The 23924-nt window shown below is 60.4% G+C and carries 22 protein-coding genes; 7 read left to right on the top strand and 15 right to left on the bottom strand.

What is annotated here, in order from left to right; all coding sequences use genetic code 11:
* Positions 1-61: 61 nt before the first annotated feature.
* From rimM to trmD, 3 genes are read left to right on the top strand one after another with little or no spacing between them, the layout of a single operon-like run.
* Positions 62-592 (top strand): ribosome maturation factor RimM, encoded by a 531-nt coding sequence (gene rimM / locus ACU0FH_RS04950; RefSeq protein WP_446193623.1) that lies wholly within the window; start codon positions 62-64, stop codon positions 590-592.
* The gene (locus ACU0FH_RS04945; RefSeq protein WP_446193622.1) at positions 592-1407 is read left to right on the top strand and encodes a hypothetical protein; all 816 of its coding nucleotides are present in this window, start codon (positions 592-594) and stop codon (positions 1405-1407) included. The genes rimM and ACU0FH_RS04945 overlap by 1 nt, the downstream gene beginning before the upstream one ends.
* Positions 1391-2203: a tRNA (guanosine(37)-N1)-methyltransferase TrmD gene (gene trmD / locus ACU0FH_RS04940; protein WP_446193621.1), complete on the top strand. Its 813-nt coding sequence runs from the start codon at positions 1391-1393 to the stop codon at positions 2201-2203. The genes ACU0FH_RS04945 and trmD overlap by 17 nt, the downstream gene beginning before the upstream one ends.
* 4 nt (positions 2204-2207) lie before the next feature.
* Here the strand turns inward: trmD and ACU0FH_RS04935 are convergent, their stop codons facing one another.
* The gene (locus ACU0FH_RS04935) at positions 2208-4703 is read right to left on the bottom strand and encodes a pre-peptidase C-terminal domain-containing protein (protein WP_446193620.1); all 2496 of its coding nucleotides are present in this window, start codon (positions 4701-4703) and stop codon (positions 2208-2210) included.
* Between the two features lie 419 nt (positions 4704-5122).
* Between ACU0FH_RS04935 and rplS the strand changes: the two genes are divergently transcribed.
* From rplS to ACU0FH_RS04915, 4 genes are all read left to right on the top strand, one after another.
* Complete coding sequence (gene rplS, locus ACU0FH_RS04930; RefSeq protein WP_446193619.1) at positions 5123-5506, top strand: 50S ribosomal protein L19; 384 nt, start codon at positions 5123-5125, stop codon at positions 5504-5506.
* 11 nt (positions 5507-5517) lie between these two features.
* A complete protein-coding gene (gene rpmE / locus ACU0FH_RS04925) occupies positions 5518-5739 on the top strand; it encodes a 50S ribosomal protein L31 (RefSeq protein ID WP_088633110.1) in 222 nt (73 codons plus the stop codon).
* A gap of 121 nt (positions 5740-5860) precedes the next feature.
* On the top strand, positions 5861-7465 hold the full coding sequence (locus ACU0FH_RS04920) for a sulfotransferase (protein WP_446193618.1): 1605 nt from the start codon (positions 5861-5863) through the stop codon (positions 7463-7465).
* 124 nt (positions 7466-7589) lie between these two features.
* A complete protein-coding gene (locus ACU0FH_RS04915) occupies positions 7590-8399 on the top strand; it encodes a division plane positioning ATPase MipZ (RefSeq protein WP_446193617.1) in 810 nt (269 codons plus the stop codon).
* A gap of 9 nt (positions 8400-8408) precedes the next feature.
* Here the strand turns inward: ACU0FH_RS04915 and ACU0FH_RS04910 are convergent, their stop codons facing one another.
* The 14 genes from ACU0FH_RS04910 to ACU0FH_RS04845 form a co-directional block, all read right to left on the bottom strand.
* A complete protein-coding gene (locus ACU0FH_RS04910; protein WP_238371627.1) occupies positions 8409-9110 on the bottom strand; it encodes an ABC transporter ATP-binding protein in 702 nt (233 codons plus the stop codon).
* Between the two features lie 3 nt (positions 9111-9113).
* Positions 9114-9857 carry an ABC transporter ATP-binding protein gene (locus ACU0FH_RS04905; protein WP_446193616.1) on the bottom strand — a complete coding sequence of 248 codons (744 nt, stop codon included), beginning with the start codon at positions 9855-9857 and terminating at the stop codon, positions 9114-9116.
* A gap of 1 nt (position 9858) precedes the next feature.
* Positions 9859-10818, bottom strand: a complete 960-nt coding sequence (locus ACU0FH_RS04900) for a branched-chain amino acid ABC transporter permease (RefSeq protein ID WP_446193615.1) — start codon at positions 10816-10818, stop codon at positions 9859-9861.
* The gene (locus tag ACU0FH_RS04895; RefSeq protein ID WP_446193614.1) at positions 10819-11742 is read right to left on the bottom strand and encodes a branched-chain amino acid ABC transporter permease; all 924 of its coding nucleotides are present in this window, start codon (positions 11740-11742) and stop codon (positions 10819-10821) included.
* Positions 11743-11809: 67 nt separating this feature from the next.
* On the bottom strand, positions 11810-12991 hold the full coding sequence (locus tag ACU0FH_RS04890) for an ABC transporter substrate-binding protein (RefSeq protein ID WP_446193613.1): 1182 nt from the start codon (positions 12989-12991) through the stop codon (positions 11810-11812).
* A gap of 108 nt (positions 12992-13099) precedes the next feature.
* Positions 13100-15823: a benzoate-CoA ligase family protein gene (locus ACU0FH_RS04885; protein ID WP_446193612.1), complete on the bottom strand. Its 2724-nt coding sequence runs from the start codon at positions 15821-15823 to the stop codon at positions 13100-13102.
* A 122-nt stretch (positions 15824-15945) separates the two neighbouring features.
* Positions 15946-16527, bottom strand: coding sequence for a VOC family protein (locus tag ACU0FH_RS04880; protein WP_446193611.1), 582 nt, complete (start codon positions 16525-16527; stop codon positions 15946-15948).
* A 12-nt stretch (positions 16528-16539) separates the two neighbouring features.
* Complete coding sequence (locus tag ACU0FH_RS04875) at positions 16540-16875, bottom strand: DOPA 4,5-dioxygenase family protein (protein ID WP_446193610.1); 336 nt, start codon at positions 16873-16875, stop codon at positions 16540-16542.
* 103 nt (positions 16876-16978) lie between these two features.
* On the bottom strand, positions 16979-17935 hold the full coding sequence (speB, locus tag ACU0FH_RS04870; RefSeq protein ID WP_446193609.1) for an agmatinase: 957 nt from the start codon (positions 17933-17935) through the stop codon (positions 16979-16981).
* Between the two features lie 131 nt (positions 17936-18066).
* Positions 18067-19731: an ABC transporter substrate-binding protein gene (locus ACU0FH_RS04865; protein WP_446193608.1), complete on the bottom strand. Its 1665-nt coding sequence runs from the start codon at positions 19729-19731 to the stop codon at positions 18067-18069.
* A gap of 610 nt (positions 19732-20341) precedes the next feature.
* The gene (locus ACU0FH_RS04860; RefSeq protein WP_446193607.1) at positions 20342-21289 is read right to left on the bottom strand and encodes a cyclase family protein; all 948 of its coding nucleotides are present in this window, start codon (positions 21287-21289) and stop codon (positions 20342-20344) included.
* A 163-nt stretch (positions 21290-21452) separates the two neighbouring features.
* Positions 21453-22091 (bottom strand): maleylacetoacetate isomerase, encoded by a 639-nt coding sequence (maiA, locus tag ACU0FH_RS04855; protein ID WP_446193606.1) that lies wholly within the window; start codon positions 22089-22091, stop codon positions 21453-21455.
* The gene (locus ACU0FH_RS04850) at positions 22084-22272 is read right to left on the bottom strand and encodes a DUF2783 domain-containing protein (protein WP_446193605.1); all 189 of its coding nucleotides are present in this window, start codon (positions 22270-22272) and stop codon (positions 22084-22086) included. The genes maiA and ACU0FH_RS04850 overlap by 8 nt, the downstream gene beginning before the upstream one ends.
* Positions 22269-23891, bottom strand: a complete 1623-nt coding sequence (locus tag ACU0FH_RS04845; protein WP_446193604.1) for an FAD-dependent oxidoreductase — start codon at positions 23889-23891, stop codon at positions 22269-22271. The genes ACU0FH_RS04850 and ACU0FH_RS04845 overlap by 4 nt, the downstream gene beginning before the upstream one ends.
* Positions 23892-23924: the final 33 nt, after the last annotated feature.

Below are 23924 nucleotides of genomic sequence, written 5' to 3'. Positions count from 1 at the left end.
GACCGGGCGGCGCGGGTTCTCTGCGCCGCCTGCCCTTCTCCCTTGGGTCGCGGAACATCCGATGCCAGAGAATGACAATCCAGAGCTGATCTGTGTCGGCGCGATCGCTGGCGCTTTCGGCGTCCGGGGCGAGGTGCGGTTGAAAAGCTTTTGCGCCCAGCCCGAAGATATCGAAACCTATTCGCCGCTCACCACCGAGGACGGCAGCCAGAGTTTCACGGTCTCGATCAACCGCCCTATCAATACCGGTTTCGCCGCGATCCTGAGCGGTGTGAAGACCAAGGAAGACGCCGATGCTCTGCGCGGCACAAGGCTCTTTGCCCCGCGCGATCGGCTGCCTTCGCTGCCGGATGACGAATTCTACCATGCCGACCTGATCGGCCTGACGGTTGTCGATACCGGCGGCGAAACGCTGGGCAAGGTGATCATGGTGCTGAACCACGGCGCCGGCGATCTGCTTGAGATCAAACCGGAAAATGGCGGTGAAACGGTTTTGCTGCCGTTTACGCTTGCCAATGTCCCTACCGTCGATCTGGGGGCGGGGCGCATTGTTGCCGACCCGCCCGAAGGGCTCTTCCAAGGCAAGCCCTGATGGCGGCAAGGGTCATCGTCCATGCCGGTTTTCACAAGACCGGCTCGACCACCATCCAGCGTTTCCTGCGCAACAACCGCAAAGAGCTGTCGCCCCGCGTGCAGCTGCTTTTGCCGTTCAGGCTTGGCAAGGGCGCGGCGCGTCTGGCCATGCGCTATTCCCGTTTCCGCACGCCGCAACTGCTTGAGGAATTCGCGGCGGAAATGCGCGAAACCCTTGCCCCGGTAGACCCGGCACGCGATCTCGTACTGAGCCATGAGAACCTTGCCGGACGGATGCCCGGACGGGATGGTCAGAAAGGCTATGACTGCGCGCCAGAGCTGATGGCGCAGCTTGCGGTGATCCTGCGTGAGCATTTCGGGCCGGATGCCGATATCCGCTTTTGTTTCCTGACCCGTGCGCCGGAAAGCTGGCTGAATTCGCTCTGGCTGCACAACCTTCGTGTCAGCCGGTTGCAGCAGGACTTGAAGGAATTTGGCGCGGAAATCACGCCGCTGGATACCATCCCCGAAACGCTTGGCAGGATCGAAGCCTCAATCGCCCCGGCCAGCCTGCACACCGTCGCGCTTGAACAATGTGCCGCGACCCGGCTTGGCCCCGCGCAACTGCTGATCGACCAGTTGGACCTGTCGCAAGAGATGCACGCTAAACTCGCGCCGGAACCCGCGCATAATATCGGACCGGCTCTGGATCTGGCCCCCGAGTTGCTGGCGCTGAACCGCAGCGCCCTTGATGACGAAACCCTGACCGCGCGCAAGGCCGCCCTGCTGGAGCGGGCCGCAATCGAAAGTCCCACCCATGTCCGACACGCCTGAAACCAAGCCCCGCTCGCACGGGCGCAAGACCATCCGCCCGACGCTGAAACCGCGCGAGCTGATTACCCCGACGCCCGATCTGGCCGGTGTCTGGAAGGCCAAGGTCATCACCCTGTTTCCGGCGGCGTTTCCCGGCGTGCTTGGCGAAAGCCTGACGGGCAAGGCGTTGCAGGACGGGCTCTGGCAGCTTGAGACGATCGAGCTGCGCCAGTTCGGCGAGGGCAAACACCGCAATGTCGACGACACCCCGGCGGGCGGTGGCGCGGGCATGGTGCTGCGCCCCGATGTGCTGGGCGCGGCGCTGGATGCGGCGCAGGAGGGCACTCACGGCCCCTGGCCATTGATCTACCTGTCGCCGCGCGGACGGCCGATGACGCAGAACCTCATGCGGCAGCTGGCCTCGGGGCCGGGCGTGACGCTGCTTTGCGGGCGGTTCGAGGGCATCGACGAACGGGTGATCGAGCACTACGGCATTCAAGAAGTGAGCCTTGGCGATTTCGTCATGACCGGCGGAGAGATTGCGGCGCAGGCGCTGATCGATGCCACGGTGCGGCTATTGCCGAACGTGCTGGGCAACGCGGCCTCGACCGAAGAAGAGAGCTTTTCCAATGGCTTGCTGGAACATCCGCAATACACCCGGCCCGCCGAATGGAACGGTCGCAAGATCCCCGATGTGCTCATGTCGGGCCATCATGGTGAAATCGCCAAGTGGCGGCGCGCGCAGTCAGAACGCCTGACGCGCGAACGCCGCCCCGACCTCTGGCAAGCGCATCAGGACAAGCCGGAGCAGGACTGAGCCGTCAGATAAGCACGATGTCTCCGGCCAGCCCGTCCAGTGAGGAAACCCCGGCAAGGCGGATCTGGGCGCCGCCGCCAAAATCGAATAGAACCTCGCCGCCGATCAGGTCGGCGAAATCATCGACCACCGAGTCTTCGTTCAGTTTCCCCTGCCAGAGCTTCTGCGAAAGGTGCAGCGCGTCACGCCCCGCCTCGAAGTCGGTTATGTCATTGCTGCCAAGCTTGCCTTTGAAAACAAAGACATCGCGCCCCTTGCCGCCGGTCAGGATATTGTCGCCAGAGCCGCCGTCGAGCGTGTCGGATTTGCCGCCGCCGAGCAGCCGGTCATCGCCGCCCTTGCCTTTCAGCGTGTCCTGACCTCCGGCCCCGTCCAGCCGGTCGGCACCGTTCTTGCCGTCAAGCACATCGCCACCACCCTTGCCGGAAATCACGTTGTCGCCGCCATTACCCAAGAGCTTGTTCGCGCCCTTGCTGCCGGACAGGTCGAGGTCGGTCTTGCCCTTGATCCGCGCGTTTTCGACCTGTTTGTAGTCCTTCAGGTCGATATCGAAATCGCGGGCGATCACCATGTCCGTGCCGCCCTTGCGGAATTCCGACACCACGTCATCGGACTGGCTGAGTACGTATTTATCGTTGCCCTTGCCGCCGATCATGATGTCCTTGCCGCCCCTGCCGTCCAGCAGGTTGGAAAAGCGGTTGCCGATCAGCGTATCCGCCGCGCCGCCACCAATCGCTATCTCGATCTTGACGCCGCTGGCGATGGTGTAGCCGCCGAAAACCCCACTTACGAAGGACACGAAACCGCCGCCGCCCGGTTCAGCCTTGAGCGTGGCGGCCCTCAGATCGATCGTGGCGCTGTCATTGCCGGGGTTGACGATGCTGTCCTTGCCACCGGTATCCCAGATCGTTTCATAGCCGGTGCCGGTCTGGTTCGCGGTCCAGAGCGCATATGAATCCTTGCCCGGGGCATAACTGTCGTTCGCGCCGTATTTCTTCTGGATCTGCGCGATATCGAAGGCCATCGGCGTCCGCGCGATCCCAAAGGCATTGGTGCCCGAGCCGCCATTTGGCCCGGTCTGCCAGCCCTTGTTATAGGACATGACGGTAAAGACCTCTTGGTTGAGATCGTTTTCCCCCTTGTCGCCGCTGCCGGTCACGCCGGCGAAGATGGCGGATGTCCCGCCGTTGTCATGCGGGTGGGACAGGCCAAGCCCGTGGCCGAATTCGTGGATGAAGTTGGAATAGCCATAGGCGCCTTTTTCCAGCAGGCCGCCTGCCTTGTCGCGCGACCAGACCGTGTTGCTGGTGTTGAACCAGCCGACACCTTCGTCCGGGGAATAATTCGGATCCTGCGGGATCATGCGCCCCGTGGTCGAGCCTTCCTCGAAATTCTTGACCATGAAGAAATCCGCGTCGGACGCATTGCTCACCTGCGTGAAACTGAGCTGCGAAAAACGGCTGTATTCGCCCAGTGCTGCCATCGCCTGTCCGGCTTCGTAGGTATTCCACGGCTGGTCGGTTGTTTCACCGCCAAAGGTCTCGCCCTGCGCGGCGAAATAGACCCTGATATCGGTCTTGTTAAACTTGACGCCCCAGTCCAGCGCGTCGATGGGCGACGGCGGTTCCGGCGGTGAAAACTCATCGGCCCTAAGGATGAAGTCACCGGTATTGCCCGGACCACCCAGCGCCTTGATGTAATAGACCCCGTCATTTTTCGCTTTGAAAGTCACGGCGGCATCCCGCGTGATGCCGTTGTCGTCGTTAAAGGCGATTTCGCTCAGGCTTTCGGTCACCACCGACAGACGGGGATTCGCCAGCGGGCTGGCATCGGGAAAGTAGATCGGGCTTTGGGTCCGGTTGGTTTCAAGCGTGACCCAGTAGCTTTTGCCCTTTTCAACGGTAATCGCGTACCAGTCCTCGTCGTCGCTGTAATCGATCCGGCCTTCAACCGTATCACCGGCGCTGATGCTGCCCGCAAGCTGCGGCAGGTCACCGACCGTGTCTTCGTCGAAATTGGCCTCGCCCAGCGTGATCTCGTAATTGCCGACGGTCTGTTCATCCTTGCCAAACCCGGTGGCCCCCGCAAAATAGACGCCGGTTCTGGTCGCCGTGAAGGTCAGCAGCGCGTTGTCGCCATCGCCCCTATCGTCATCCGAGATCAGGAAATTTCCTGTGTCGTCAAATAGATAGACCTTTGGGTCAGCCAGACCACCAGAGGACAGCGCCCGCAGGCTGATCTGGTAGGTCTGGCCTGCCTCAAGCTGCATGCCGAACCAGTCAGTGTCGCCCTGCACCGAGATCTGCGCGTTGATCCTCTGCCCGACGCTTAGCCCGACCGAGGTGCCCGTCCCCGACGGGATATCGTAGAAGGTGCCAAATTCCGTCTCACCCCGCCCGGTTTCCAGCGTCTCTGCCGCCCTTTGCGACCAATCGGCGAAATGATCGCCCTTTGCCTCCGATGCAAATCCCGCATCGCCTAATCCACACAGCCCGCACATGGCCTGACCCCCTGTTTTAAATCATAAACATCAATCAAATGCGGGCCCGCAATAATGCCCCGTTGCACCGCCCGCCGGGTTCAATTTTCGCCGCGGACCTTGTAAAAAGCCATTTGCATTTGGAAAACGCCCGACCCGGAAATCGGGGCCGGATCGGATCGTCCCAAAGCGGGGTTGATTGCACACCAGCTTTGCCCTATTGGAACGCTGATCCGGAATCGCTTTGGCGGTTCGCGGGTGGCTGGTCTGTGTTACGCCCCGCTTTCTTCGGCCAAGGGCATTTCCGCAGGGACCGGCAAACCAAGGAACCGACGACCTGAACTCTGGCGGGCTGCTTAGGCGGGACCCGGTTGAAGACCAAGAGCTCTGAGGCCGCGCAAATCTTCGTGGAAAAACCACGAGCATGTAGGAGAGATGCGATGGACATTATCGCACAACTTGAGGCGGAACAGATTTCCGACCTGGGGAAGACCATTCCCGACTTTAAAGCCGGCGACACCATTCGCGTCGGTTACAAGGTGACCGAAGGTACGCGCACCCGTGTGCAGAACTATGAAGGCGTCTGCATCAGCCGTAAGAACGGCAAGGGCATTGCCGGTTCGTTCACCGTTCGCAAGATTTCCTTTGGTGAAGGCGTGGAACGTGTATTCCCGCTCTATTCAACTAATATCGACAGCATCGAAGTGGTACGCCGCGGTAAAGTCCGTCGCGCCAAGCTGTACTACCTGCGCGCCCGCCGTGGCAAATCTGCCCGGATCGCAGAGGTTTCCAACTACAAGCCCCTCAGTGGCGCAAACGCGTAAGGAGCTGGACGATGAAAAAAGATCTCCACCCCGATTACCACTTCATCGACGTCAAGATGACCGATGGCACCGTGGTCAAGATGAAATCCACCTGGGGCAAGGAAGGCGACCAGCTGTCGCTTGATATCGACCCCTCCGTGCACCCCGCATGGACCGGTGGCGGCACCCGCCTGATGGATACCGGCGGTCGTGTTTCCAAGTTCAAGAAGAAATACGAAGGTCTCGGCTTCTAATAGCCCGATCCATTCGAATTCCGAACGCCGCCCCGTTTCGGGGCGGCGTTTTTCGTTTTGAGGTGACGAATTCGAAACCATATGCGGGGATGTTCTGTCCGTTCCCGTGAACGGATGTTCAATGCCTGCTGCCCTCTCTGTCGACCAATCCCTGAAACGCGCCCAACGCGCCCTGAAAAATGGCGACCGCCAAGAAGCCAAGACCGTGCTCACCGCGGTATTGCAACGGTTCCCCGCCAACCGGCGGGCACAGCAGGCGCTGGCACAGATCGACGATGTGCCGGTTGCCGAACTCGTGGCCGAGGCCCAGTGGCTGGAACGCACCCGCGCCTATGACTCGGCAGAACGTGTGTGGGAGCAGGCTTTCCAACGATCCGGAAAAGAGGCGCGCGCCGGGCTTGGCCTTGCTCTGTGCCGATTGACACTCGGACGCCCAGCGCGGGCGCTTGAGGCGTGCGAGGCGGTTCTTTCCATACGGCCGGGCCATCCGATGGCGCTCGACATAAAGGGGCGCGCCCTGCGTGACCTCGGGCGCCCCGATGAGGCTGAAGCCTGCCATAAATCAGCGCTGGGAAACGGGGTAATCGACGCGGGGCCGCTCAATCACCTTGGGATACTGGCGCAGGCCCGGGGGGACCGGCACACCGCCGCCGAATTCTATCGTCAAGCGCTTGTCCTCGCGCCGGACCAGCCCGACCTGCATCACAACCTGTCACGCGTTATCACCTATCACGCGCAGGAACCCCATCTGGCCAACCTGCACGCACAGATATCGAACGCCGCGCCGGATGACATCGACGCCGCGCCGCTGCATTTCGCCATGTTCAAGGCGCTGGATGATCTTGGAGAATACGACGCGGCTTTCGCCCATCTTGAAATTGGAAACAGGCTACGCAAGCAGGCGTTTACCTATGACATACGCCGGGACGCCGCGCGGTTTTCCTTTTGCAGGGCGCTGCTGGCCGATGCGCCAGTTTTGCAGAATCCGGACCCGGCGGCGATCCGACCGATCTTTGTAACGGGCTTACCGCGATCCGGGACAACGCTTGTCGAACAGATCCTGTCACAGGCGCCAGGCACGCAGGCGGGCGGGGAGCTTGCGGTCGTCGCCAATGCCGCTGCACGGGTGCTGCGCGCCATGCAGATCGGTAAACACAACCGGATCGACACCGATACGCTCGCCACCTTCCGGACCGAGGTGCTGGACGGGCTTCGGGACTTTTCGGACGGCGCACCGGTACTCATCGACAAGATGCCGCTGAACTTTCGGTGGATCGGGCTGATCTGCGCCGCCTTTCCAGAGGCGAAGATACTGCATCTTGAGCGCAACCCACTCGCCGTCGCGTGGTCGCTCTACCGGCACAAGTTCAGCGGCGGAGGGAACGGTTTTGCCTATGATATCGCCGATATCGCCACCTACCTTTTGTTGCATCGTGACTTGGTGAGCAGCTGGCAGCAGCTCTATCCCGGCCGGATCACCACCGTAGACTACGGCGCGCTGGTTCAAAATCCGGAGCCTGCCATTCGCAGTATTATATCGGCCTGCGACCTTGAATGGTCCGACGCCTGCCTTGCCCCCCAGAATTCCAGCCGGTCCGTCCTGACGGCAAGTGCCGCGCAGGTCCGTGAACCGATCCATGATGAGGCCGATCAGGGCTGGCGGCGCTATGAATCCCAGCTTGCCCCGCTTCGCGCGGCGCTTAGGGCAGCAAACATCCTGCCATAGTTGTGTCCGCAATGCCCTAAATCCCTGCTCTAGAGCCGGTCACGGCTTTCCATCGGCCAACACACAACATATAGTGGAATGAAAAAGCGGAATGGGTACGATCCGCAGGGCTGAGGGACCAAGAATGGCGCATATCATTGTCGTCGGCAACGAAAAGGGCGGCGCGGGAAAATCAACTGTTTCCATGCATGTGGCAACGGCACTGGCACGGATGGGGCACAAGGTCAGCACGCTTGATCTCGACCTGCGCCAACGTACCATGGGCCGCTATGCCGAGAACCGGAAGACCTTTCTCGCAAAGGCCGGGCTCAACCTGCCCAGCGCGGATTGCCATGACCTGCCCGATATCGACCCTTCAACGCTTAGCCCGGGCGAAAACATCTATGACCACCGCCTCTCTGCCGCGGTGGCATCGCTTGAGCCGCAAAGCGATTTCATCCTCATCGACTGCCCCGGGTCGCATACACGCCTGAGCCAGGTCGCGCACTCGCTGGCCGATACGCTGATCACGCCGTTGAACGACAGTTTCATCGATTTCGACCTGCTGGCCCATACGGATGCCAAGGGCGAAAAGATCACCGGCCCGTCGGTCTACTCCGAAATGGTCTGGAACGCCCGTCAGCTGCGCGCGCAGGCCGGGCTGAAGCCGATCGACTGGGTTGTCATGCGTAACCGCGTCGGCACCCAGCGCATGGTCAACAAGGAAAAGATGGAACGCGCGGTCAAGATGCTGGCCGAGCGGGTCGGGTTCCGCATCGTGCCTGGCTTCTCCGAACGCGTTGTTTTCCGTGAACTTTTCCCGCGCGGCCTGACATTGCTTGACCTCAAAGATATCGGCGTCAAGCAGCTTAACATCTCGAACGTGGCCGCACGGCAAGAGTTGCGCGACATGATGAAAGAACTGAAACTGCCCGGCGTCGACGTCAATTTTTAAGACGTCGCCTTAGAATTCGAGATAGCGCCGCCGGGTCGTTTCATCGGCCTGCAATTCGGCGCTCGACCCGGACCAGACAACCTCTCCGCGCTGCACAATGTAATGCCGGTCGGAAATCCGCATCAGGTCGGCAAGGTTCTTGTCGACCACTAGGATCGACATACCCGCCTTGCTGATTTCGCTGAGCGCGTCCCAGATCTTGCGGCGCACCAGCGGGGCGAGCCCTTCTGTCGCCTCATCGAGGATCAGCAGTTTGGGGTTGGTCATCAGCGCCCGGCCAATCGCCAGCATCTGCTGTTCGCCGCCAGAGAGCAGGTTGCCCATCGAGGATGTGCGCGTCTCCAGTTCCGGAAACAGAGCAAAGACCTTCTCCACCGTCCATGGGTCGCTGACGCCAAGGTGATTACTGGCCGTTGCGACAAGGTTTTCCATCATCGTGAGATTGGGAAATATCTGCCGACCCTCAGGAACCAGTCCGATGCCAAGGTTCGCCGTGCGAAAGCTGGCGCGGCCCACGAGTTCCTGCCCGTCGAAACGGATCGACCCGCCCGAGGCTTTCACGATGCCCATGATCGAGTTGATCGTGGTGGTCTTGCCCATGCCGTTGCGGCCCAGCAGCGTCGCAACCTGCCCGGCCTGAAGATCAAGGCTCATGCCGAAAAGCGCCTGGCTTGTGCCGTAATGCGCGGTGACGTCTTTCAATTCGAGCATGGCTTATTCCTCGCCCAGATAGGCGTGTTGCACGGCTTCGTTATCGCGGATTTCGGCCGGTGTGCCGGTGGCGATGATATGGCCATAGACCAGAACCGAGATCCGGTCAGCCAGCGCAAATACCGCATCCATGTCATGTTCGATCAGCAGTATCGTGTGACGCCCCTTGATGCCGCGCAGCAACTCGACCATCTGGTGGCTTTCATGGGTACCAAGCCCGGCCATGGGTTCATCCAGCAGCATCAGATCGGCCTCGGAGGCGAGCGCGATGGCAAGTTCCATCCGGCGGTGTTCGCCATGCGAAAGGGCAACGGTCTGATGATCCGCCTTTTCCGCGAGATCAACCTGTTTCAGCAGCTCAAGCGCGCGGTCCCGCAGATGCGAGATCGACCTCGCGGGCCGCAGGAAACGGAAAGAATGCCCGTCGCCCGCCTGCACCGCCAGCGCGATATTGTCGAGAACGCTCATCTCCATGATCAGCGAGGTGATCTGGAACGAACGCGTAATCCCGAGACTGGCGCGCTTGTGCGCCGGTTGCCCGGCGATGTTGCGACCCTTGAACAGGATTTTACCGGTATCGGGTTTCTGCCCGCCGGAAAGCTGGCTGATCAACGTGGTCTTGCCTGCGCCATTCGGGCCGATGATGGCGTGGAGCTCGCCCGTCTGCACGGAGAGGTTCAGATCGTCGGTGGCCTTGATGCCGCCAAAGCTTTTGTTGAGAGACTGGATTTGCAGAATATCGGTCATGTTACCGGCCCTTCCGCTTTGTCAGCATGCCGACGAACCCGCCGCGTGCGAACAGGACCACCGCCATCAGCATCAGCCCGAAAGGGAGATGCCAGTACACGGTGAAATGGGACAGGAATTCTTCGAGCACGATAAAGACCACCGCGCCGATGACCGGCCCCACCGAAGTCGACGCGCCACCCAGAATAACCATGAACATCAACTCGCCCGAACGGGACCAGTCCATCATCTCGGGGCTGATAAAGGTGGTAAAGTTGCCAAGCAGCGCGCCCGCATAGCCCGCCATCGCGCCGGAAATGACATAGGCGACAAGGCGGAAGGCATAGACGTTGAAACCGAGCGTCGCCATGCGCTCGGGGTTGCCCTTGGCGCCCTGAACCACCATGCCGAACCTCGAATTCACAATCATCCGCACGATGAGCATCGCGACCACAAGCGAAACATAGGCAAGGAAGAAGAGCTGAATCGGGTCGTCGAGGCTGATCCAGGTGAATTCCGACCGCGTGTCGATCACCAGCCCGTCATCTCCGCCGTATTCCTCGATCGAGAGGATCAGGTAGTAAGCCATCTGGGCAAAGGCCATCGTGATCATGATGAAATAGACGCCCGTGGTGCGCAGGCAGACCAGCCCTGTCAGCAGGGCGAAAAAGCCCGCGACGCCGACCGCCAGCGCGATCTGCACATAGCCCGAGGTCGTCGCGATGGCATCCATGCCGCCATAGAGCCAATGATGCGCCGGGATGCCGACTGCATAGGCCCCGATCCCGACGAAAGCCGCGTGGCCGAAAGATACCATTCCGCCATAGCCAAGGATCAGGTTGAGGCTGGTTGCCGCGATGGCAAGGATCACGAGCCGGGTGGCGAGGTCGAGGTAAAAGGCGTTTCCGGACCAGTAGAGCAGCGGCGGCAACAGGCCGACCAGCACCATGACCACGATTGTCAGGACAGTTCGACGGGTCATTCAGCGCACCTTTGGGGGAAACAGCCCTTGCGGGCGGAAGGCCAGAACGCAGGCCATGATGATGTAGATCAGCATCGCGGAAATCGCCGGAGCCGAGTTTTCGGCAGCGGTGGGCGACATGAAGAGCGTGAAGATGTCGTCAAGGAACGACCGGCCCAGCGTGTCGATCAGGCCGATGAGAAGGGCTGCGATAAAGGCGCCCTTGATCGAGCCGATACCGCCGACGATGATGACCACGAAAGCGGTAATGATGATGCCGTTGCCCATGCCGATGTTGGCCTCGGTGATCGGGGCGATCAGCATCCCTGCAAGCCCGGCAAGCGCCGCGCCCAGTGCAAAGACGAGACCAAAGAGCATCTCGATATCGATACCCAGCGCGGAAACCATCGTTCGGTTTGACGCGCCGGCCCGGATCAGCATGCCGAGACGGGTGTGGTTGACCAGCCAGAACAAACCTCCAGCGGCGGCAAGACCGGCGCCGATGATCATCAGCCGAAAGGTCGGGACGACCGTATCGCCCCAGAGTGTCACCTGCCCGCGCAGCCAGTCGGGCAGCGGCACGGCAAGACCTTCGGGACCCCAGATCATGTGGGTCAGTGTATCGATGACAAGGATCAGCCCGAATGTCGCAAGCACATGGTCGAGGTGATCGCGGGAATAGAGAGGCCGGGCGACAAAGCGTTCAACCAGATAGCCGACCAGCGCGGTAATCGGGAGCGAGATCAGCAGGGCAAGGATGAAACTGCCAAGCCAGATCGTCAGCGTCGCGCAAAAGAACGCGCCCAGCATGTAAAGCGAGCCATGCGCCAGATTGACGAAATCGAGAATGCCAAAGACCAGCGTAAGCCCGGAGGCCACAAGGAACAGCAGCAGGCCAAGCTGCAATCCGTTCAATGTCTGGATGACGAGAAGGGACGTATCCAAGTTTGTTCTCCGCGTTAAAAAACCGGCCGGGTGCGATGCCCCGGCCGGTTATCGAGACCGATAGGTCTCAGTTCATTTTGCATTCGGCCGCGTAGGTATCCACGTGGTCAGTATACACGGTCTCGACCACTTTCGTGGTCCAGACGCCGTCTTCATCCTCGACCACTTCGCGCAGGAAGAAATCCTCGACCGGCATGTTGTTGGTGCCAAACTTGAATTTGCCACGGACAGAGTCGAAATCCGCTTCTTTCAGCGCGGCGCGCAGGGCGTCCTTGTCGGACAGGTCACCACCAAGTTTTTCGACGGCGCTGGCGATCAGCATGATCGCGTCATAGGACTGCGCGCCGTAGTAGGACGGGTAATGGCCGTACTTCGCCTTGAAATCGGTGACGAACTTCTTGTTGGCCTCGTTGTCGAGCGAGGGGTCCCACTGCTGCGTGACCTTGGAGCCGAGCACATCGGTGAAACCGGCCTGCTGCAGTTTCGGCAGCGAGATCGCGTCGACCGTGAAGACCGAATAAAGCGGCAGCGTGTCTTTCAGGCCCGCCTGCTGGTACTGCTTGATGAAAGCACCGCCAGCCGCGCCGGGATAGAACACGAACAGCCCGTCCGCGCCGGAGGCCTTGGCCTTGGCCAGTTCCGCCGAGAAGTCGAGCTGCGCATCCGCGCCCCACTTGGTCAGATCCTTGCCGGCGATTTCGCCCTTGAAAGTCCGCTCGACACCGGCAGTCATGTCCTTGCCCGCCGCATAGTTCGGCGCCATCAGGTAGAGCGACTTGACGCCCTGCGTGTTCAGCACGTCACCCATCGCCATCGGCGTCTGGTCGTTCTGCCAAGAGGTCGAGAAGAAGTTCTTGTCGCAAAGCTTGCCCGCCATCTGGCTGGGACCCGCATTTGCCGAGATCAGGATCTTGTCCGCGTCCAGTACCGATTTACGCGAGGCGAGCAGAACGTGGGACCAGATGTACCCGGCGACGAAATCAACGTCGTCCTGTTTGACCAGTTTGTCGGTGGCCTGCTTGCCGGTTTCCGGGGCGAACCCGTCATCGGCGTAGATGACTTCAAGCTCTGTATCCCCGGCCTTGCCGCCAAGATGTTCCATCGCAAGATCGACCGCGTTGGTCATGTCCTGACCAATGACGGCGGCGCCCGTTGTCAGCGTCGTGACAAAACCGATCTTGACCGGTTCGGCAAAGGCTGCCGTGCTCAGAAGGCTGGCGGCCAGCGCCAGTGTTGTGACTTTTCGCATTTCAACTCCCTTTGGTATGATGCCGTTGCGTTGCCGGCTCTTCCCCCCGTTTTTCGAGGTCTTCCCGTGCATTTGTGCATATCCGCTATGATGTAGCAACATGATACTTTAAGCTTTAAGCAAATTGAGAATGGTTTGCCTGTCGATCTTCCCGGTTCCGGTTTTCGGCAGATCGGCTGCGAACAGGATGCGTCTGGGATATTTGTGGGGAAGCAGTGACTTCTTCACGAAATCCTGAAGATCACGGGTGAGATCCGCACATTCAGGCGTGTCTTTCCGCAAGGCCACCATCGCGCTGAGCGTTGTGCGGCGGTCGCCCATTTCATGAGCGATCACAGCGGATTCATGAACCGCAGGGTGTTCGTTCAGGCAACGCTCAACCTCAAGTGGCCAGACCCATTGTCCCGAGACCTTTACGAGATCATCGGAGCGGCCTTGGAAATAATAGAATCCGTCCTCTTCGATGAACCTGTCGCCGGTATAGATCCAGTCGCCGCGCATCGTGTCCGCCGTCTTGTCGGGCCGGTTCCAGTAGCATGGCGCGGAGGAATGCCCGCGCACGTACATGATGCCATCCTCGCCGGCCGCAACCGGTTTGCCCTCGGCATCGCAGAGCTTGATCTCATAACCCGGCACCGCCTTGCCCGCCGCGCCCAGCCGTTGTTCTTCGATGGTGTTCGAGAGGTAGACATGCAGCATCTCTGTCGAACCCAGCCCCTCGATCGGGGCCAGCCCGGTCAGGGATTTCCACTGGTTGAACACGTCCTCGGACAGGATTTCCGCCGCCGACATGCACTGGCGTAGCGAGGAGAGATCGCGCTGCCTGGCTGTCTCGTTCCGGCATAGCGCCGTGTAAAGCGTGGGCAGTCCGAAGAACACCGTGGGGCGGTAGGTCTCGATCAATTCGAGGATACGCGCCGGGTCGGGACGGCCGGGCATCAGCAGGGTTGTAGCGCCAGCCGCAAAGGGAAAGGTCACCGAGTTGCCGAATCCGTAGGCAAAGAACATCTTGGGCACAGAAAAGCAGATGTCATCGGCGTTCAGCTTTAGCGTATGTGCCCCGAAACTTTCCTGGCTATAAGCCATGTCGTGATGCAGGTGCACGATCCCCTTGGGCCGCCCGGTGCTGCCCGAGGAATACATCCAGAAAGCCATGTCATCCGGCCCGGTATCGGCGCAACCAAGCGTCTCAGACTGATCTAGCAGGAAATCCTCTGCCGTCGTCTGACCGGCGAGCCCGGCACCGTTGACCACGACCATTTTGCGCAAACGGGTGCCCTTGGTGACATCGGCGCTGAAACGTTCAGCGAATTCCGCATCGCAGATCGCGACCTCCGCCCCGGTATCGGCGAGATAGAAGTTCAGAAGGTCGGGCGTGGTGAGCGTATTGAGCAGGACCGGCACGAAACCGGCGCGCACCGCGCCGAAGAAGGCCGCCGGGTACTCGGGCGTGTCATCCATGAAAAGCGCGATGCGGTCGCCTTTCCGCAGGCCGGTTGATTTCAGCGCATTGCCCCAGCGCGCGGCTCTAGCACAGAGTTCGCCGTAACTCAGCGTACCGGCCGGGCCGATCACCGCGGCCTTGTCGGCGTTGTCCGGCAGGTTGTCCCAAAGGATCGCACTGCAGTTCTTTTGCGCGGCATGATCGAAACCGATATTGCGGCCACCGGGCGTATCGCCCACGGGGTCGGTAACCTCTGGGTTCTTGTAGGCCTCGTATTCGGCCATGAATTCCGGCGACAGCTTGCGCAGCCGGTCCATATCGATCCGGCCCGAGCGGGTCACATAGTCAAAGGCGAAATCGAGCGGCGGCTTGTCCATCTTGGACGCGAAATCTTCGTACCATGCGCTGGACGTATTGGCCGCATCGACGATTTTTTTCGCAATCGGCTGGCGTGCCGCCTGATAGGCCGGCAGCGCGACGGCAGGGTCGCGGCTGTCCTTCAGGGCGGCGACAAGCGCGATGGCATCTTCCATCGCAAGGCGCGTGCCGGAGCCGATGGAGAAATGCGCTGTGTGGACCGCATCGCCCAGCAGCACCCGGTTTCCGGAATACCAATTTTCGCACCAGAGCTTGGGGAACTGACGCCAGATCGACCGGTTCGCCACCAGCGGGGCACCGTCGAGCACATCGGCAAAGACCTCCTCGCAGCGGCTGGCGGTCGCGGCCTCGTCCATCTGGTCGAAGCCTTCAGCAAAGAAGGTGTCCTTGTCGCATTCGACGATAAAGGTGCTCATGTCCGGGGTGAACCGGTAATGATGCGCGTTCATCGCGCCCTTGTCGGTAGCGCGGAAGGTCTGGGTAAGCGTGTCAAAGGGACGGCGCGCACCAAACCATGCAAAGCGGTTTTCCATATAGGAGATCGACGTTCCGAATGCCTCTGGATCGGCGTTGCGGATGAGAGAGTTCAACCCGTCCGCCCCGATGACCAGATCGCCCGTTAGGTCATTCAGATCAGTCAGCGGATGATCGAAACGCAGCTCGGCACCAAGGGCTTCTGCCCGGGCCTGAAGGATCTGCAAGAGATGAAGGCGGCCAATGGCCGAGAACCCGATCCCGTCGAGCACCACGGTGCCCTGCAGGTGGTTTAGCGTCATGTTGCGCCAGCGCTCCATTTCCGGGGCGATCAGATCATGGGTTTCCGGGTCATCCGCGTTCAGGAAATCCAACGCCTGATCGGAAAAAACGACGCCGAACCCCCATGTCACATCGCGAGGGTTCGCCTCGGTCACGCGCACCGCGACATCCGGCAAAGCGCGCCGCAAAAGGATCGCCGTATAGAGACCGGCCGGTCCCCCACCAAGAATGTCGATTGTCGAAATTGTCGCCATGCCCCTCCCCCGGGAATCGCGTCCTGCTCCTTCCAATAACAGTAACTATACTTTCTATATTGTGCAATATTTTTCACATTGGGAAAAATAGTGCCAGCCACGTCACAGCGGCTGGCAAGCCGTTAGTATGGGTTCTGCGGCGCTCGGTTCTGCGACAGCGTCTGCTGGCTGCGTTCGACCAAAAGCTGGATCGCATCCGCAAGGTGCACTTCCTGAATATGGCTATCGCCGCGTTCGACCCGGATGCGGTGCGCCTCGATCATCACGTCGGCATGGCGGCAGCCTTCCGGCGGCTCGAACCGGTAGCAGGCAAGTTCTATCAAGAGCCCCATCGGATCCTTGAAATAGATCGAATCCATGAAGCCCCGGTCCTTGATCCCGGAATGCTTGATCCCGCGTTCATCCAACCGCTCGATGACCTGCGAATGCACCGCCTTGCTGACGTTGAAGGCAAGGTGATGAACACAGCCCGGTTCGGTCGGAGTGCGGCGCGGGTCGGGTCGGCGCGATTCATTGGTAAAGATCGTGATCAGCCGCCCATCGCCGGGATCGAAATAGAGATGGCCCTCTTTCGGATTGTCCAGATTGGGCTGATCGAAAACGAAAGGCATGCCCAGCAACCCCTCCCAGAAATCGATGGATGTCTGGCGATCCGCGCCGGTCAGCGTGATGTGATGCACGCCCTGAACCTGTATCTTTCTCATTATTTCCTCCGCTTACTTTTCGAACATGTCCAGCTTTAGCGCCGGTATGGATCCCATCCAGATCGCGTGGTCGCGGTGATCGACCAGTTCGTCCCCGGTTTCGAGATGGGTGAAAACCGTCAGTCCGCGCCGGTTCATCGCCAGCCACGTGACCACGTCGGCAAATGCCTCTGGCCCGAACGCAAGCTGGCAGCTCCACGCCGGGTGCGGCCCAACGGGTTTTTCATGCATTCGGCCCATTTCGACGGGCAGTTGGTCGCGGGCCGCCTCGCAAACCTCGCGGGCAATATCGATGGTGCCGGCGTCATAATAGACATGGGCGTGAAAGCCGTGGATGTTCTTGTTCATTTCCCCCTCCTAATGTCTGACCGGGCGCGGGATGACCCTTTGGTCGAATATGGCCTTGCCGTCGCGCCAGGAAAACGCGGCAGGTGGCACAAACCCTGTGCGCCTATACGCGATGATGCAGGACCCGCCCGATGGTGTTCAGCAGAATCTGAGCGGCGAGGATGCTGGTCCCGCCGGTCGGATCGTAATCGGGGGCCACTTCGACAAGATCGATCCCGACCACCGGATTGCGCCGCGCAATCGCATCGATCAGCTCAAGCACCTCGTAATAAAGAAACCCGCCATGGCTGGGCGTTCCGGTGCCCGGCGCGATAGAAGGGTCGAACGCGTCGATATCGAGTGTCAGGTAGATCCTTGCGTCGGCAGGGATACGATCAACCATCGCCGCCACGCCCATCTGGCGCAGGTGGCGAACGGACTGGATATCCGAGCCCATCGCGCGCGCCTCGACATAGCCCTCGCGTGCGGTCGAAGAGACGTTGCGGATGCCGATCTGGGTCAGCCCGGTCACATAGGATTTTTCAATCGCACGCCGCATCGGGTTGCCATGCCCGAACCGAACCCCGTGGCGTTCATCGACGAAATCGAGATGTGCGTCGATCTGGACGATATGGATCGAATCCTGATCGTCAAAAGCATTGATGCAGGGGATATTGATCGAATGATCCCCACCGATCACAACCGGGAGAGCACCGGCGGCAAGCATCTTGCGCACGCCGAATTCGATATTGGCATGGCTTTGTTCGGTATCCGTGTGGATGATATCGGCGTCTCCGATATCGACGATGCTTACCTTGGCCGGGTCGAGATAAGTGATGTCATCCTCGAAATCGTAAGCCCCCGCATGGCCAAAGGCGAAAAGGGTCGAGGCCTCGCGCACGCCGCGCGGCCCCATGCGCGCACCCGAGCGCCATTGCGTTCCGGCATCGAAGGGCGCGCCCATTACCGCCACATCTGCACTGATCGCATCCCAATCGGACACGTAAGGGTATTTCCCGAAGGTACAGATGCCGACGAAAGGCAAGTTCAGCCGCCCGCCCTGATAGCCATGCCCCGCCATTATGCTCTCCCTGTTGCCGCGACCTGATCGTTCCCGGCTTTTCCCCGGATTTCAAGCACCTGCCGCGGATGGGCATGCGGCAAAAAGAAAGGGCCGCCCGAAGGCAGCCCTTCCGATCAATTCAATCCGGTTCAGGACACCCAGCGCAGCTTGGACGGCTGGATCACGAAGGAGATATGGTGGTTCCCGCCTTCGAGATTGTCCTTGGTGTGGTTGTAGAGCGACCGCCAGTAGGGCTGGATGGTCACGCCATCGTCCTGCAGCATCTTTTCGCCCTTCGCCATCAGCTCGCGGCGGGCATCGACATCGGCCGTGGCCAGCGCCTTTTCCAGCACCGCGTCGAATTCGGGGTTGTTATAGCCGAATTCGTTCCATGCCTCGCCCGACTTGTAGGCCAGCGCCCAGATCTGCACGCCCAGCGGACGGGCGTTCCAGTTGGTGCAGCTGAACGGGTACTTGGTCCAGTCGTTCCAGAAGGTCGACCCGGGCAGAACCGTCCGCTTGACGTTGAAACCGGCGTCGCGCAGCTGCGCGGCAACCGCGTCGGTGGTGTCCTTGCGGTAACCGTCGTCGATGGAAACGATGTCCATTTCGAAATCGGCCATACCGGCCTCTTTCAGCAGTTCCAGCGCGGCTTCCGGATCATGCTCGAGCGGCGGAAGTTCGGCATACTCAGGGTGCATCGGACCGACATGGTGGTTTTCAGCCACCTGCCCGCGACCGCCGTAACCCAATTCAAGCAGGACGCTGTTGTCGGTTGCCAGCTGGATCGCCTTGCGCACCTTGAGGTCCGCGTAGGGCTTCATGCCATCGACTTCGGCCATCTGGTTCGGACGGACAACGACGGTGGCGGCGGTCACGATTTCATGCTGCGCCCAGCCGTCGAAGGAACCGATGATGTCGATGTAATCGCCATCCACCGAGTAGAGCATGTCGATCTCGTCTGATTCCGCCGCCGCAACCCATGCCGAGGGATCGGTGCCGTAGTCAATGAACTCGACCCGGTCCATCCACGCGCCGTTACCTTCGTTCCACCAGGTGTGGTCCTCGTTGCGCACCAGCACGCCTTTGACACCCACTTCGAGCGATTCCGGCAGGTAGGGCCCCGTACCGATGGGATTTTCGAGCATCGAGTCGGCGCTGAAGCTGGAGTGCACGATAGAGGCCGGATAGTCGGCCATGCCTGCGATCAGCGTGATATCGGGACGCGGCAGGTGCAGTTTCACTGTATGGTCGTCGACGACTTCAATTGCGTTTTCAAGCGCTTCACCGGTCTCGTCGTCGATCAGAACGGCGAAACGACCGGCCATGGAGTTGCCTTCCAGCCCCTTTTCGCACCAGCCGGCGATGTTGCGTGCAACGTCTTCCGCGGTAAAATCGTCGCCATTGTTCCATTTGACGCCCTGACGGACGTTCAGCGTGTATTCCGTTGCGTCGTCGTTGATTTCCCAGCTGTCCAGCAGAACCGGGGTAAAGGTGCCGTCGTTCTCCCAGGCGACAAGATATTCCAGCCAGCCGTTCGAGAAGTTGGCGATCTGGCTCCAGTCATAGGTGCGCGGATCCTTGAGGGCGCGCACTTCCTGCTGGATGCGGACGGTTCCGCCCATCTGGGCGTGGCTTTCGGCATAGGCTGGCGCGGCCATGCCAAGCATCGAGTAAGCCGTTGCAGTCGTGGCACCGAAGGCGCTGGCCAGAGCCAGGAATTCCCGGCGATTGACCGGATCATTGCCGACCTTGCCCGCCGATTCCGTGATCGACTTTGGCAGCGGTCTGCCGGTTCGCGTAAAAAATGTCATTTTCTTCCTCTCGGTTGGTTCGTTTCTTGTTTGGAGGGTCGTGCCCTCCTTGTTTATAATTCAAATAGTTGTCGGGACCATGTCATGGATGTCAAGCATAGGGTCCGGTCAGTTGGTTCGGTGGCAAAGCCCGGATGGCCAGTCGGGTCCGTGCAATTCCCTGAATTGTCATTCCCTGTTGTGGCTGGACATACAATCCGATCAGACCCTGCAGAGGGGAAAGGGCATGCACGTCAACGACATGTCATGTAACAGATCGGACTCCGACAGGAATTCCTACCCTTGGCTCAACACTTTCATGTCAGGTGTCGCCGATAGCAGCTATGCAGCATCACAACTTCGGGTGGATCATCCCGGTCGTTACCGTGATGCGGATTCGAGCGCCGGAGTGATTGGCACCCGGCGGTAATTTTGAAGTTCAGCGGTCGCTGCCGCCTTTCGGGCAGTCTCGCCTCCGAACCGGGCGTCGGGCTTTCCTACGTTCCAACCGATTTCTGTCACCCAGCCAGTCAGAGACCGGGCTGAAATGCAGGTAAGCCACCCTAACTAAAGCAGGGGCGGGGGCGCAGCCCCCGCCCCCCTGTCGGATCGCGCAGCGATCCGAAATCACTTAGTAAAGAGCAACCGGGTTGATGATCATCTGCACCGTTCCCCGGATCCTCGCCTGTCCGAGCACGAACATGAACTCGTTCACGCCCTCGCGCAGGAGCGGACCCGTATTCATCGTCTCGAGGATGTAGATGCCGTTCTCCTTGAGGAACACGACATGGCCGTAAAACGCCCCATCCCCTTCGGCTGGCGGGATAGGCTCCAGCCCCCATGTATCGGCTCCGACCGCCATTGGGTTCAACGACGCGACATAGCGCGCCCCTTCCACGTTGATCCCCGGCTCGCCCGAGACCCATGCCTCGGGCTCGCTTTCCAGCTTCCCCTCGGTCCAGCCGGTGTGGAACAGGACCACGTCGCCTTCGCGGATCTCCACCCCCTGTGCCTCTGCGGCGGCCTTGATCTCGGCCTCGCCGAAATGCTCACCCGCCTCCATCACGTCCTTGCCCGCATGGCTCGCCATGTCGATGATGACACCGCGCCCGACAAGGGGCGGAATGTCATGGACGCCAAGCTTGGTCAGACCCGTGATGACTGAAATCTCTTTTTCGTCCAGACAGTTGTAATAGTAACCCTTTTCGCCCAGATGCCCGAGCCCGTCGATCTGACTGCCGATCCCGACCCAGGTCTGCAGGATGTCGTCGTTGTAGTTTCCAGGGTAGCCGAATTGCGTCAGCTTTTGCCCGCCTTGCTGGTTGGGCTGCACCACCTGCAGATTAAGCGACCGGGGCGCGAATGCCGGTGTCTCTGCATCGATGACGATGCCAAGCGGCATGGATTTGCCCTGCTTGATCAGCTTTGCGGCTTCGAGTGTCCGCTCGGGGCTGACAAGGTTCGCAGACCCAGCGGTATCCTCCGCCCCCCATTTCGACTCTTCGCAGTCCTGCGCGCTGACCATCCCCGCAGTCAAGCCAACGACGCAAGCGACGCTTGCCAAATACCTTAGTTTCAATGTGTATCCTCCCAGATATGTCACTGGGTGCAGAATGAATTTCCACAACCAGAAAGCGATCCGAGTTTCACACACATTCGTGATCTGGCAAGCTTTTTGACGCGGCCCCCGGAAAGGATCGCAAGAGCCTGCCACTTGCGCTGCATCGCGGCGCGCGGTCAGGTCAGGCCGTGGGCTGCCATTTGTCCGGATGCGCCGCCGCAAAGGCCGGGTGCTCGGCACATGCCCTAGCGACTGCGCTTACCCGTGGCAGATCGTCGATCTCCGCGCCCCAACGGTTGGCGTTATAGACCTGGGGCATCAGGCAGATATCGGCCAGTCCCGGCTGGTTTCCGCAGCAATAGGGGTTTTGCTCAAACCCTTCGAGCAGCTTTTCGAATGCCACCATCCCGGGCCGGATGAACCGTTTCATCCAATCGGCGCGGGCCTCTTCACGGCCGGTGATTTCCACCGCATAGGCGGCGACCTGAAGATTGCAGACGGGGTGGATATCGACAGCAATGGCATGGGCCAGCGCCGTCGCTTTCGCACGTGCAGCAGGCTCCTGCGGCAGAAGACCAAGGCCGCGTGTCTGGTCCAGATAGTCGAGAATCGCCAGTGATTGCGTCATCCGCAGACCATCAATGTCGAGAACCGGCACGAATCCCTGCGGGTTCCGTTCCAGATGTTCGGGCGTCTTATGCTGCTTTGTCGGCAGGTCCACGGGGACCGATTTGTAAGTGATACCCGCGAGGTTCAACGCGATACGCAAACGATAGCTGGCCGACGAGCGCCAGAAGTCGAAGAGAACCACGTCACTCATCGTTGTATTCCCGCGCTTTTTCGAGAATGTCCTTCAGGGTTTCGATGTCACCGACACGGTTGGCTAGCATGAGCACCAGTCGGGCGTTCAGCGCGTGACTGGCCTCTTCGCTCAGTCCCGCGTGTGCATCCATCAGGGCATTGTAGAAATCGTCCTGATAGGGACCGAGATTGTCGCTCATGCCGCCTGCTCCATCATTTTGCCCTGCGCCCGGGCGCAGGCGCGTTCAACGTCATGCCGGTCGGGTTCGCTGAAGACCGCGCAGACGTGACCGTCCGGACGGATCAGGTAGACGCCCTGCTGCCCGTAACGTTTGGTGGCAAACCCATCGCGCGAGTTGAAACAGGCATATTCGCGGATCGTGTTAATGCCGATACGGGCCACGCCCGGCACATCGGGCAGATCGACCTCACCAAAGCCGATCAGGCAGAATTGCGGTGGCACCACGTCGAGCAGCCAGGTGGGACCATCCGCACCGTCGAGCGGCGCATCCAGCAGGGGCTGCCCCGGTTCCAGCGGTGCGACACCCGGGCTTTGCAACCGCATCCCCGCCAGCGAACAGGGCTGCGACAGGCGGCCCGAATTCACCAGCCGTCGTGCGAAGGGCTGGTCATGGGCAAGCTTCAGCACCTCGGCCCGGAACAGGGCCTCGACCGGGGTCTTGGGCGTCATGAAATTCGTCGCGCGGCTTGAGTTGAGGATGTTCTCGGCCGAGCCATGGCTGCGTTCCTCGTGATAGGTCTCGATCAACTCTGCGGGTGCCTCGCTTTTCAGCACCGCCGCCAGTTTCCAGCCGATATTGTCGACATCCTGAATGCCGCCATTGCCACCCCGCGCGCCGAAAGGGCTGACCACATGGGCGCTGTCTCCGACAAAGATCACCCGGTTATGCACGAACCGGTCGAGCTTGATACAGCGGAATTTGTAGACACTTACCCAGTCGAGCCGGAAGGGCTTGTCCCCGACGATGGCCTTGATCCGGGGCAGCACCTTTTCCGGCGCGGATTCCGCCTTGCCATCGGCATCAACATCCAGTTGCAGGTCGATCCGGTAGATATTGTCCGGCTGGGCATGCAGCAGGGCGGACTTGCCTTCGTGAAACGGCGGGTCGAACCAGAACCAGCGTTCCGGCACCGCGTTTTCGCCAAAGGGGCTGTCCTCCATTTCGATATCGGCGATCAGGAACTGTTCCTGAAAGGTCTGGCCGGTGAAATCCAAGCCCATGCGTTCGCGTGTCGCGGAATTGGCCCCGTCGCAGGCGATGTAATAGTCTGCGGCCATTTCATAGGTGCCGTCGGGCGTTTCAACGGTCAATGTCACGTGGTCGCCGTGATCCTCGTGGCCGGTCACCCTGTTCTTGAAACGAAGCTCGATCAACTCGGGGAAGTCGCGGGCGCGTTCGACGAGATACTGCTCGACATAGTATTGCTGGAGATTGATGAAGGCCGGGTACTTGTGGCCATCCTCGGGCAGCAGGTCGAAATTGTAGATCTCCTGATCGCCGTGGAAATTGCGCCCGATCTTCCAGGTCACGCCCTTTTCCAGCATCCGTTCACCGACCCCGAGCCGGTTGAAGATTTCCAACGTGCGCTTGGCCCAGCAGATGGCGCGGCTGCCGACGGACACCACATTGTTGTCGTCCAGAACCACGCTCTTGATGCCGCGCTGGGCAAGGTCGATGGCGAGAGCCAACCCGATGGGGCCTGCCCCGATGATCGCGACCGGATAGCGAGCCGGCGCCGCGCCGGAAAGCTCTGGCGGCTTTACGTAATCGAACGGCTCGTATTTGTATCCGGCCATCGGAACTCCTCCCCTTGATCCCATTGCGGCACA

The sequence above is a fragment of the Heliomarina sp. genome (assembly GCF_052826185.1).
The sequence above is the reverse complement of the archived record's forward strand: the minus strand, read 5'-3'. Positions and strand labels throughout refer to the sequence as shown.